11 protein-coding genes and 2 pseudogenes are annotated in these 11,808 nt (G+C 58.4%); 2 read left to right on the top strand and 11 right to left on the bottom strand.

From position 1 onward, the window contains the following. Positions 1 to 97 precede the first annotated feature (97 nt). The 11 genes and pseudogenes from CCZ28_RS20705 to CCZ28_RS20655 all read right to left on the bottom strand — a co-directional run bounded on the left by CCZ28_RS20705 (position 98) and on the right by CCZ28_RS20655 (position 10,041). Positions 98 to 1,297 carry a pyridoxal phosphate-dependent aminotransferase gene (locus tag CCZ28_RS20705; protein ID WP_140220664.1) on the bottom strand — a complete coding sequence of 400 codons (1,200 nt, stop codon included), beginning with the start codon at positions 1,295 to 1,297 and terminating at the stop codon, positions 98 to 100. Between the two features lie 37 nt (positions 1,298 to 1,334). Next, positions 1,335 to 1,979, bottom strand: a complete 645-nt coding sequence (locus CCZ28_RS20700) for an RraA family protein (RefSeq protein ID WP_140220663.1) — start codon at positions 1,977 to 1,979, stop codon at positions 1,335 to 1,337. A 301-nt stretch (positions 1,980 to 2,280) separates the two neighbouring features. Continuing rightward, entirely contained in the window at positions 2,281 to 3,060 is a 780-nt protein-coding gene (locus tag CCZ28_RS20695; RefSeq protein WP_140220662.1) for a LamB/YcsF family protein, read from the bottom strand. Beyond that, positions 3,061 to 3,486, bottom strand: coding sequence for an acetyl-CoA carboxylase biotin carboxyl carrier protein (locus CCZ28_RS20690; protein WP_140220661.1), 426 nt, complete (start codon positions 3,484 to 3,486; stop codon positions 3,061 to 3,063). Then, positions 3,483 to 4,421: a biotin-dependent carboxyltransferase family protein gene (locus CCZ28_RS20685; protein WP_140220660.1), complete on the bottom strand. Its 939-nt coding sequence runs from the start codon at positions 4,419 to 4,421 to the stop codon at positions 3,483 to 3,485. The genes CCZ28_RS20690 and CCZ28_RS20685 overlap by 4 nt, the downstream gene beginning before the upstream one ends. Further along, positions 4,418 to 5,077 (bottom strand): 5-oxoprolinase subunit PxpB, encoded by a 660-nt coding sequence (pxpB, locus tag CCZ28_RS20680; RefSeq protein WP_140220659.1) that lies wholly within the window; start codon positions 5,075 to 5,077, stop codon positions 4,418 to 4,420. The genes CCZ28_RS20685 and pxpB overlap by 4 nt, the downstream gene beginning before the upstream one ends. A gap of 160 nt (positions 5,078 to 5,237) precedes the next feature. Next, the gene (locus CCZ28_RS20675) at positions 5,238 to 6,491 is read right to left on the bottom strand and encodes an OprD family porin (RefSeq protein ID WP_140220658.1); all 1,254 of its coding nucleotides are present in this window, start codon (positions 6,489 to 6,491) and stop codon (positions 5,238 to 5,240) included. A gap of 113 nt (positions 6,492 to 6,604) precedes the next feature. Beyond that, complete coding sequence (locus CCZ28_RS20670) at positions 6,605 to 7,969, bottom strand: MFS transporter (RefSeq protein ID WP_167509266.1); 1,365 nt, start codon at positions 7,967 to 7,969, stop codon at positions 6,605 to 6,607. A gap of 708 nt (positions 7,970 to 8,677) precedes the next feature. After that, a pseudogene (locus tag CCZ28_RS20665) lies at positions 8,678 to 8,842 on the bottom strand (glyoxalase superfamily); the annotation flags it as partial. Positions 8,843 to 8,847: 5 nt separating this feature from the next. Beyond that, positions 8,848 to 8,960: pseudogene (locus CCZ28_RS24780) on the bottom strand (phage portal protein); the annotation flags it as partial. 139 nt (positions 8,961 to 9,099) lie between these two features. Beyond that, entirely contained in the window at positions 9,100 to 10,041 is a 942-nt protein-coding gene (locus CCZ28_RS20655) for a LysR family transcriptional regulator (RefSeq protein ID WP_140220655.1), read from the bottom strand. Between the two features lie 85 nt (positions 10,042 to 10,126). Between CCZ28_RS20655 and CCZ28_RS20650 the strand changes: the two genes are divergently transcribed. After that, a complete protein-coding gene (locus CCZ28_RS20650) occupies positions 10,127 to 11,050 on the top strand; it encodes a carbon-nitrogen hydrolase family protein (protein ID WP_140220654.1) in 924 nt (307 codons plus the stop codon). A gap of 19 nt (positions 11,051 to 11,069) precedes the next feature. After that, on the top strand, positions 11,070 to 11,786 hold the full coding sequence (locus CCZ28_RS20645; protein WP_140220653.1) for a glutamine amidotransferase: 717 nt from the start codon (positions 11,070 to 11,072) through the stop codon (positions 11,784 to 11,786). Positions 11,787 to 11,808 lie beyond the last annotated feature (22 nt).

The raw sequence follows: 11,808 nt of genomic DNA, 5'->3' as shown, positions 1-11,808 counted from the left end.
GCCGGTAGAGAAAGGAGGTTGCGAAAGACATTGCGTGAGCTGCGGGCCAATTAGCCCGGCAGCTCATAGCAATCAGGGGAGCATTACACTGGTTTGATCAGCGCAACTGCTCAATGGCCTGCTTGAGACGGCGCATACCCTCGTTGATCGTGTCCGAACTAGTGGCGAACGACAGGCGAATGTACGGCGACATGCCGTAGGCACTGCCACTGACGGTAGCGACACCGCCCTCATTGAGCAGGTACGTCACCACATCATTGTCCGAAGCGATCTTCTGGCCATCCGGAGTGCGCTTGCCAAGCAGCCCCGAGACGTTGGGGAAAACATAGAACGCGCCATCCGGCGCAACGCAGGTCAGTTCAGTAATCTCACTCAACCAGCCGAGCATCACTTGGCGGCGCGTATCATAGATGTCGCGCATCTTCATTACGGGCATCTGATCGCCCGCGAAAGCCGCGACTGCAGCGGCTTGGCTTACCGAGGCCGGGCAGGTGGTCGTCTGCGACAGCAGCTTGGTGATACCCGCGATCAGCGTCTTGGGGCCAGCCGCGAAGCCAATGCGCCAACCGGTCATCGCATAGCCTTTGGACGCACCATTGAGCACCAGAGTCTGAGCCCTGAGATCAGGGGCAACGTTGAGCAGCGACAGGTGGCGCTTCTTACCGAAAACGAAGTGCTCGTAGATCTCGTCAGAGAGAACCAGCACGTGAGGGTTCTGGCGCAGAACCTCGGCCAAACCGAGCAGTTCTTCCTCACTGTAGACCGCGCCACTGGGGTTATTCGGCGAATTGAGCACTACCCACTTGGTGCGATCGGTAATCGCCTTGGCCAGATCTTCTGGACTCAGTTTGAAGCCGTTGGCTTCATTACCCTCGATGAGTACTGGCACGCCTTCGTTGAGCACGGCGATGTCTGGGTAGGACACCCAGTACGGGGCGTGCACGATGACTTCGTCACCGGCATTGAGCGTGGCGGCGAACGCATGATAGATGATGTGCTTGCCACCAACACCTACCACGATTTCATCAAGGCCGTAATCGAGGTGATTGTCACGCTGAAGCTTCTCGGCAACGGCCTGACGCACTTCCAGCGTCCCAGCAGCGGCAGTGTAATGAGTATCACCGGCACGCAGGGCAACGATCGCCGCCTCGACGATATGCGCTGGAGTATCTAGGTCGGGTTCGCCGATGGTGAAGTTGACGATATCCCGGCCCTGTTTGCGCAGCTCGGTCACCAAGGCATTGGCGGCAATGCTTGGCGAAGGTTTGATCTGATTCAGGCGATGCGAGAGAAGCATGAGATTTCCTGTCCGCTGAAAGTCAGCTATCGGGGCGTTAGAGATACTTGTCGAGCCAGCTTTGAGATTTGGCGCCACTGGCGATTTCCGCCTTGACGTCCTCTTCGATGGCGGCATGGCGTGTAGCAAGGCGCAACAACTCCTCGGCATGAGCCTGGGGAAAACTCACCACGCCGTCTTCATCGGCAACGATGATGTCACCAGGCTCAATGATCTGACCGCCAATGCTGACCGGCACGTTGATTTCGCCAGGGCCCGATTTGTAAGGGCCGCAATGGATCACATCACGCGCGTAGCAAGGCACATCCGTAAAACTGGCAACGTCACGAATAGCACCGTCGACGATGAAACCTACACAGCCACGACTTTGCGCATACAGCTTGATCAGCTCGCCAATCACTGCGTTGTTGGTGTCGCCCTGAGCGTCGATCACCAGCACATGGCCAGGCTGAATCAGGGGCAGCGCCTTATAGATGAACAGGTTGTCACCTGGACGAGTCTTAACTGTCAGTGCCGTACCGACCAGCTTTCCGGTGGTGTTGTAGCGCTTCAGGCCCTTGATGCCGATGTGGCGAGCCATGTTGTCGCTAAGGTGGGGAGTCACGACGCTCTGCAGTGCCTGGATCACGTCGTTTGATGCCGGTTGCGCTGCGGGGAAAATACGTTGGCCTGGCAAGCTCATTTGGATACCTATGGGGTCAGTTTTATTGTGGGACTTGCCGCAATCATAGGAAGAGATATAAATCTTTTTTAGCGATATTTAATTAAGTTAAAAGAACACTTTTAGCGATGCTTCAATTGTCTATCCAGTGCCTCATCAGCGCCTTGCGGCAAGCCACCTAATAGGGACGAATGGCCCGCTCGCACTACTGGCGTAGAAGCGATCAATAACGAAAAAGCCCGGAAAGACCGGGCTTGGCGAGAAAGACATGCAGTACGACCAGCAACTAAACCGCCACTGATTAACGGGCCTTATGGCGCCCTTAGGCGAATGCCTGACGGCGGCTCAGGGGCTCTAACTGCCAGCCGTTGCTTTGCAGCTCAGCCTTGACCCTAGCAGCCATCGCAACCGACTCGGCAGAATCGCCATGCACGCAGATGCTGTCGATTAGCACAGGTAGCTTCTTGCCGCTGACCGTGGTGATAGTGTTGCTCTCAACCATATCCACAACCCGCTGCGCTGCGATATCTGGATCATGGATCACCGCACCAGGCAGCTTTCGGGAAAGAAGGTAGCCGCTGTCATCGTAAGCGCGGTCGGCGAAGATCTCCCTGGCTACCTTGAGTCCTGCCCGCTCAGCGACTCGCTCGGTCAGACTGTAGGGGGGAATCACGAAGATCAGTTCGGGCGCGACGCCCTTTACGGCATTGACGATGGCCATGGAAAGATCCTCATCGACCGCCGCCATGTTGCCCAATGCACCATGGGCCTTGAAGTGGGTGACCCGTGCGCCGTGCATCCTGGCCACGGCCTGTAGCGCGCCGATCTGGTAGGCGATGATCTGCTCGACGTCCTCGGGGCGCTGGCCAGGAATCTGCCGACGCCCGAACCCCCATAAGTCCATGAAACCCGGATGCGCGCCGATATCCACCTGCTCGCTGATTGCCTTGGTGACGGTGTCGCGCATAACCAGGGGATCACCGGCATGAAAACCGCAGGCGACGTTGGCCGAGGTTACGATCTCCAGCAGAGCAGCGTCGTCACCCATGGTGTATGGGCCGAAGCTTTCGCCCATGTCGGAGTTAAGATCGATGGTTTTCATTTAAAGACTCCGAACTGGTGAAAGGCTAAACAGAGGCGTCGCGTATTCAACGAGCGTCTGGGGCTCTACGAGAATGCTATCGATGGTGCCGTCGACATCCGATCTGACCGGAAAAAGTAGCGGCCCAACTTGAAGAAAGGCAACGATGTCGCCCTTACGCACCAAGCTGCCAGCCCCGGCACAGGCCGTAGCCTTGCTCGGGTGAGCGACCAGGAAATGGCCCACTTGCGGACTCTTGATCAGCATCGCCGTCGACACTGTCGGCAAAGCCATAACTGGCGTCACGGAAACCGGTGAGCTCGCTACCGGCTTGGCCGCTGCGTCCTGTAGCAGGCGCAGGCTCGAATGGCTATCGCGGTACTCGATCTCACTCAGTTGACTCTTGGCAAAGCACTGGCAGATCTCGCGTATTTCACTGAAGTTCATGGGCAGACGACCTCACGCATGCGGCTCAGGCGGGCCAAGTATTGGCGCTCACTGGCCTCGGCTTCAGCGGCCTCTTCCAGGGTGCATATTCGTAACTGGATACTTGAGCCCGGCGCCGACTGCGCGAGCCACCGCAGATCGCTGTCGATCAGCGTGCCAAGTCGTGGATAGCCACCACAGGTCTGGGCATCGGCAAGCATGACTACCGGCTGACCGCTGGGTGGAAGCTGGATGAGCCCCGGCAGAACCCCGTAGGAAAGCAGCTCGACCGGCACGTCGAATTTCATTCGTGGCCCTTCCAGTTGAAAGCCTATGCGGTTGCTTTGTCGCGATATCTGCCAGTTGCTGCTGAACATCTGTTCCTGCATCGCCTCAGGCAACGCGGCGAACTCGAAACCAGGCAACACCCGCAAGGCACCTTGCCCACTCTCGTAGGGCACAGCACCAAAATCGCCGGCATAGACAGAAACAGTCCGAGGATGCACGGCGAGTACATCGCCCACTTTCAGCATGCGTCCTTGCAGACCACCGAACACCCCCTTGAGGTCGGTACTGGCAGATTTGAGTACGCTCTCGACCGCTATACCACCTGCCAGACACAGGTAGCCGATGCCACCACCGCCGGCGCTTTCCAGGCGCAGGAGCTGCCCACCTCTGGCTGTGCCTTTCCACCAGCTTGGAAGCGCCTGGCCATCGAGCACAGCCTGACCGGCACCGGTAACGGAAAATGTGCAATCCTCCTGAAAGCGGATTTCCAGGGGGAAGAAGATGATCTCAAGCGCGGCAGCGTGCGCGTCGTTACCCAACAGAATATTGCCGGCGGCCAGTGCCAGCCCATCCATCGCCCCTGCACTGCCAACCCCGAGACGGCGGTAGCCAAAACGTCCGGCATCCTGCACGGTACAGCCCGGCATGCATTTGATGATTTCGATCATGCTTCGATCCCTCGTACTTCGAAGCAAACCCTGTCACCTGGTGCAAGCAACGCAGGCGGTTCGTTGCGGTGGTCGAAAAATACCGTGTCCGTTGCGCCGATCAGGTTCCAGCCGCTGGGCATGTTGGCAGCAATGACCCCAGTCTGACTGCCACCGATTGCGACGCTGCCAGCCGAGACTTGAGGCCGTGGAGCGCTCTGTCGAGGCGCATACAGGGATTCATGCAAGCCGCCCAAATATGCAAAGCCTGGGTGAGCCCCCAGGCAGAACACCGTGTACTCGGCAGCGGCGTGACGCATAACAAACTCATCGACTGACAACTGCGCGCGTTCGGCGAGGGTCGGCAGATCCTTCCCGTGCGCGCCGCCATATAGGACGCCGACAGTGACCTGCCGAGCATCGCGGGCGCTGCTCTGCTCAATGCTCAGGCCCCAATAGTGGTGCAAATCTGCCAATGCGTTTTCACGGTATTCCATGGCCTCAAAGATCAACAGCAGGTTGTTCATGCCGGGTACCGATTCGACCAGGCCAAACAGACCTGCAGCTAGCTGATCGAAGGCCCAATAGACCTGCTGGGTTCGTACGTCGGCCTGCGGCTGTTGTGACTCGACGAGAATCGCCCGAGTGCCCATGCGATGAAACTGCGGAGTATTCATGTTTCTTCTCGTTGCCCGCCAGAAAGAGCCTGGTCGAACACCTTGTTACCTTGAATGGATGCTGCCAGGCGGTATGGTTCGATGAACAGCAGGGCTGTTCTAAGCGCCGCCCGCAAGCCGCCGAAGCTCCAGCCCTGCGTTAGGCCTGGAGCCGGTACTGTCAGAGCAGCGGAATCATGTACTGAACGATCAGGCGATTCTCATCCAGATCGTTGCCGAAAGACGAACGCACGGTGGCATTCCTCCAGCGCAGCGAAAGGTTCTTCAGTGGGCCACTCTGGAAGGCGTAGGTGATGTCGGTGTTACGCTCCCACTCCTTGCCTGTACCGCCAGCGGCCAGCTGTACCTGATCACCGCTCACGTAGCGGGTCATGAAACTCAGCCCTGGAACGCCAAGAGTGGCGAAGTCCAGATCATAACGGGCCTGCCAGGAGCGCTCATTGACGTTGGCGAAGTCACTGATCTGAATGAAGTTGACCAGATAAGGATCGCTATTGGCCACGTATGGATAAGGATCGTCGCCACGCATCTTCTGGTAGCCCAACCCAAATGCCTGCGCGCCCAGACGATAAGTCAGCATCGCCCCGAATGCCTTGTTGTCGATATCACGGAAGTTGCCGTCTTCCTGACTCTGCGCATAACGCACATCGGCCTTCAACGAGCTGGCGTCGCCCAGCATAAAGGTTCTGCTGGCATTGACTACGACCTGCTGAAATACATCCTCAAGCTCACCATAGTGCAAGCCGAGAGTGCTCTGTTTGTCGAGCGCGTAGTCGCCGCCATAAAAGCTGTAGGCATCGCCCTGACCGCCAATTCGGTTGGCGCTCATCTTGTCCCAATGCCCGGACTGCGCCGGCATGGCGTCCTTGATTCGTGCCGCCTGCAGACTCAAACCCTGAATTTCATTGGACTCGATCATCGCACCGCGAAACATCTGCGGCAGCAAGCGACCGTCAGGCGACAACAGCATCTGATTGCGGAAGATCAGCGCGCCGACTTTCAGCGTTGTGTTGGACGCCTTGGCCTTGGCCGTTACGCCCAGCTTGGAATAATTGTCCTGAGAGTTGCCATCGCTGCCAGTGGGAAACAGCGCAGTTCCTGCACGGTCATGGCTGGAGTCCAGTTTCATGCCAAACATGCCGATGGCATCGACGCCGACACCGATGGAGCCTTCGGTATAGCCGGACTCGCTGCGCAGGATGAACCCCTGGCCCCATTCTTCGGCCTTGCTTTGCCCACTGGCGGAGCTGCCGCCCGGCTGGCGAAAGTCGCGGTTGAAATACAGATTGCGAGCTTCGAGACTGGCCTTGCTGTCAGCGAGGAAATCAGCAAAGGCCCAGGAAGGCGTGCCCAGTGCCGCAGCGGTCAATGCGGAGAGCGTTGCAACCGCTCTGTATGAGTTGAACTTGTGCATAGATGCGATCCCCGAACGTCTTTTATTGATCTAGGCAGAGAGTCAATAGGTTTTGTCCAGGCCGAGCCTGTCCAAGGCGCAAGCCATTGGCTTGCGCTCGTTCTTATGGAGATTTAGTTGCTGATGGTTTCGAGCGACTGCTTTCGGGTTTCTTGACCGAGGAACAGAATGATCAGGGAGAACACCAGCAGCACTACACCGACGATGCCGATGACCAGCTTGATCCCGCCCAACGCGAACAGCGCCGGAATGGCAAAGGGAATCATGGTTGCGAACAGACGTGCGATGGCGCTGCAGGTACCGGTGCCACGCATGCGCAACCGGGTCGGGAACAGCTCAGAGACATAGATAGCCTGACCAACCACGACAATGGTGTAGATCGAACTGATCAGCAAGAAGCCAACCGCGATCAGCGCAGTCTCCTCGGCTAGGGTGACGTAGATACCGGCGAGCAAGGCCGCACACAACGCTGCGCAGACTAGCAAGGGTTTGCGCCCTACACGGTCGACCAGTGCTAGCGCGATCAAACCACCAACCGGGCCACCGAAGCTCATGATCATGTTCCACTGCAGCGACTTCACGATTCCCAGCCCCTGCTGAACAAAGAACGAGGGCAACCAACTGACCAGGCCGTACAGACAGACCTGAATGGTGATCATGATGGCGATGCCGACAACCATCTTGGAACGCTGGCCTTTCTGGAATAGATCACCAATGGTGGCCTGCAATGGCGGCGTCTCGGTTTTCTGCGGCTGTACTTGCTCGACCGGGGGTTCGACATTCATTGCCTTTTCTGCAGCCGAAACGATGGCATCTGCCTCCTCGTAGCGACCTTTGGACGCCAGCCAGCGAGGCGACTCTGGCATGCTCTTACGCATCGCCCAAATGATGATGGCAGCCACACCGGCAATGCCAAACATCCAACGCCAACCCAGGTTCGGAATCACCCACAGGGCGCATACACCAGCAACGAACAGCGCCGACTGGGCGATGAACGAGAGGAAGGCGACCAAACGGCCTCGTTTGTGAGGCGGCACGAATTCGCTCAACGTGGCAAAGCCCAGCACCAACTCACCACCCAGACCGATCCCCATGATGAAGCGCAGGGCAATCAGCACATACATGTTGGGGGCGAAAACTGCAGCGATGGAGGCCAGACCAAAGATGGCCAGGTTGATCTGATAGCAGTATCGACGGCCAATTCGATCACCAAGCACACCTGAAGCCCATGCTCCGACGATGAATCCCATGAAAGTAGCCGAGATGAACCATGCATTGAGCTGCGACGTGCTCCACTGCTCCGCCAGCAGCGCGCCTAGAACACTGCCTGCCAGGGCGAGTTCGAACGAATCCAGAAACAGACCGGCACCGATCATGAAGATAAGCCGGTAATGAAAACGACCTACGGGAAGCCGATCCAGCCGATTGGCGATACTGGCCTCGGTATGGCGACTAGCAATGCTCGATTGATGAGTCATGCTCTTTCTCTTGTGTGCTGTTGTAGGGGCAGCTTCAGTAACAAAGCCATTTTTGGCAGAGAAATCACAAGATTTTCCGAGGACGCTGTGAACCATGATGCCGCTAAGACTCACGATACCAACGACCGCTCGGGATTAGGGTGGTACTTGAACTTGCCCATCCAGTCACTCTTGTTTGAGCCGATGGTAATGGCAATAAAAATGGAGTTTTAGCGATATTTATTTATACCTTTACATCTCTTTTTTTCATATTAATTGACCTGCCACGCCCCTCGACTCATGGTTTAGCAGCCAATCACACGGCATTCGCCCAAGCCAATTGGTGATGGAGGGACTTAGTTGTAAAGACCGAGATGTGTCCCTTGGCAGGACTGCGGAGGCACGAGCCGCCATGGTGTGACAGCCACATAGCAGCGGAACAGCAATGGGCTAGAGCGCGAGGTAAAACAGGCGAGTAGAGGGCGGGCGGGAGAGAAGGAAAGCCTGCATGGCGCAGAGCGCCACAGGTGAGTGGCAGTGTTTAACTGAGGGTTTCAACACAGCGCTACAGTGAGCGCGAGAAGGATCAAGCCCAGTTCAAGTCAGCAAACATTGCTCCGCAAACCAGCGCTGTAAACTGGCTGCTGGTAAGCCCATTGCAATACGTCCACTCAGCAGCATATCCGATTCAGCCTTCAACTGACCTATCAGGAAAATAAGCGTTAAGTTTCACTTGGCGAACAGCAGACTCATGTCCTTGAACGCCTTAAACTCCAGTGCGTTGCCGCACGGGTCGAAGAGGAACATGGTGGCCTGCTCGCCGACCTGCCCCTTAAAGCGTACGTAGGGTTCGATCACGAATTGAGTTTCACGGGTCCGCAGGCGATCAGCCAAAACTTGACCACTACAGACTGCATGGCCGCGAGCCAATCAGGTAGGCCGTAAATCGCCTGATTGATGTTGGGCTCGCGTAGGTGACGATAGTGCCTGGGGCGAATTCTTGCTCGTCCTGCGCAATCCAGCTCTCATGCGCCCCCATCGCAGCGGCCGAAAGACCAAGGCGGCGCTTCAGACCGCCACCTTGCCGTCTCTCTTGCGAGATGGCCTCAGCGTTGACTGCCAGCCCTTCTGTCAACACCCTCTCAGGCCGTTCAGGTTCCGTACGATACCAGTCCCGACTCTTGGCCCTTCGCCACGACCTGTTCGATCAAGGCGAGCATCCTCTGGATGACCGGATCTCGGGCGCCGTCCATACGCCAGCCGAGCTCGACGGAGTAGCGAGGCAGCACCAGGGGACAAGGCTGGCAGTGGACCGGGGCAACGCGGGCCAGTGCCAGAGCGGCGTGGGTCGGTAGCGTCGCGATGCAGTCGCTGCCCGACAATAGATGAGGCAAGGCCGCAAAATGTGTGGTGGCGGCTTCTACCACGCGCGATGCGCCCAGCTCAGCCAGAGCCTCGTCGACGACACCGACAAAACCGCTGGAGGAGACCAGCAGATGCCGGCGCTGCAGGTAATCCTCCAAGGTCAGGGGTAGGGTCTGGCCAGCGTCCATCCGCGCCGTCAAACAGGAGTAGCCGCCTGACGCCAACACCTTCCTGCCCAAAATTCTGGAGGTACCGGTTCCGGCGGTCAGAGCCACGTCGATCTGTCGGCCCAGCAGGGCGTCACCGGAGAGCAGGCTGTTCGTCTGTTTGAAGATGAGCCGCAGGCCGGGTGCCTGCGTCCTGGCGATGTCGATGAGCGATCGGCCCAGAGCGATCTCATAGTCGTCCGACAAACCGAGGGTCAGAGTTCGCCCACTGAAGGTGGCATGCTGATCACTGATCAGCTGCAGGCTCTGGCGACATTTTTCGAGGGCAGCGGCGATCACCGGTCGCAGCTCCTGACTCTTGGCAGTTGGTCGTAGTCCACGCCCGGTTCGCTCGAACAGGTGATCCCCATAGACTCTGCGCAGGCGTGCCAGAGAGGCGCTGATTGCCGACTGGGTGACCCCTAGCCGAAGGGCAGCCCGTCCTGCACCGCCCTCCTCATACAGCGCCTCGAATACCTTGAACAGATTGAGATCCAGCTCTACGACATCAATCCTGCTCATATCAGATGGAATCCAGGCTATTTGATTGATAACACTAGCGCTGCGAGCATCGGCCTCACAAGTCCTTGCCGAAGAGATACCTTCCATGACCCTGTCCATCGTCGCAGCCCTACAAATCGGTTCCCGCCCCGAAGGCAAAGCCCAGACTCTCGCCGCGATTCTGGCCTACGAAGCGGAGATCAAGGCGGCGAACGCCCAGTTGGTGGTGATGCCCGAGGCGATTCTGGGAGGCTATCCAAAAGGCGAGAACTTCGGGACCTACCTGGGTTATCGCCTCCCCGAAGGGCGTGAGACCTATGAGCGCTATCATGCCAACGCCATCGACGTGCCCGGTCCGGAAACCGACGCCCTCGCCGAACTCGCTCAACGCACCGGCGCTCATCTGGTGATAGGTGTAATAGAACGCGCGGGCAGCAGTCTTTTCTGCACTGCCCTGTTCTTTTCTCCCGACGCAGGCCTGACGGCCAAGCATCGCAAACTGATGCCTACCGGTAGCGAACGCCTGATCTGGGGGCAGGGTGACGGCTCGACCCTGCCAGTGGTCGACTCTCCGGTCGGCAAGCTGGGCGCGGCAATCTGCTGGGAAAATCACATGCCGCTGTTGCGCACGGCCATGTATGCCAAGGGCGTCGAGGTGTGGTGTGCGCCCACGGTCGATGAGCGCGATGTCTGGCAGGCGTCCATGCGCCATATCGCCCATGAAGGTCGGATGTTTCTGGTGAGCGCCTGTCAGGTCCAGCCCTCGCCCCAGGCCCTGGGTATCGAGGTGCCCCATTGGGAGGCAGACCGCCCGCTGATTCGCGGCAACAGCCTCATCGTGGGCCCACTGGGCGAGGTGCTGGCCGGTCCGCTAAGGGATCAGGAAGGCCTGCTGGTGGCGCAAATCGATACCAGCGAGTTGATTCGTGCGCGTTATGACTTCGATGTGGTGGGGCATTATGCTCGGCCTGATGTCTTTTCACTGGCGGTGGACGAGCGTGCCAAGCTGACCGTCGCTTTCAGCAGTTGAATCCAGGGTTCTGAGCCTCATGCCACCCAAACCTCTTGCCATCTTCCAGATGGGTAAACCACCTGCCGATATCCGGCAGGTCCATCAGGAGCAGTCCGACTGGATCCTGGCCGCCCTGGGCGAGTTGCAGCGACCGGTCGCGGTCTACAACGTCGAGGAGCAGCCGCCGCCGTTACCTTCGTCTATAGCAGCTGCGGTGATCACGGGCTCCTGGAGCATGGTGACCGAGCGTGAGCCCTGGAGCGAACGGATCGGCGCCTGGATCAGGCTGGCGATGGCGCTGGAACTACCTCTGCTGGGTATCTGCTACGGCCATCAATTGATGGCGGATGCCCTGGGTGGCGTGGTGGACTACCATCCGGATGGCCGCGAAATCGGGCAGCGTCTGGTTTGCTTGAATGCTGATGCTGCCGAGGATCCGCTGCTTGCACGAGCGGCGTCCCGTTTCCCCGCCTATCTGACGCATGAGCAGAGCGTGCTGCTTCCTCCCGCCGGCGCGACGGTACTCGGTGGTACCGACCACGATCCCCACCAGATAATCCGCTACAGTCCCACGGCCCTGTCCGTGCAATTTCACCCCGAGTTCACTCCCGCCCTGATGAAAGCCTGCCTGCTGCGGCGGCGAACGCTGTTCATCGAAGAAGGCTTTGACTTGGAGCGCCTCTGTCTGGAGCTTGGCCCCACGCCTGAGGCAACCGGCATTCTGCGCCGCTTCGTTGAGCAGATCGGCGAGTGATGCTCGGTGCAGCCGCCGAATC

This window comes from Pseudomonas oryzihabitans (genome assembly GCF_006384975.1).
Classification (GTDB): domain Bacteria; phylum Pseudomonadota; class Gammaproteobacteria; order Pseudomonadales; family Pseudomonadaceae; genus Chryseomonas; species Chryseomonas psychrotolerans_B.
Note: the sequence above shows the minus strand (reverse complement) of the source record. Positions and strands in the feature narration are given on the sequence as shown.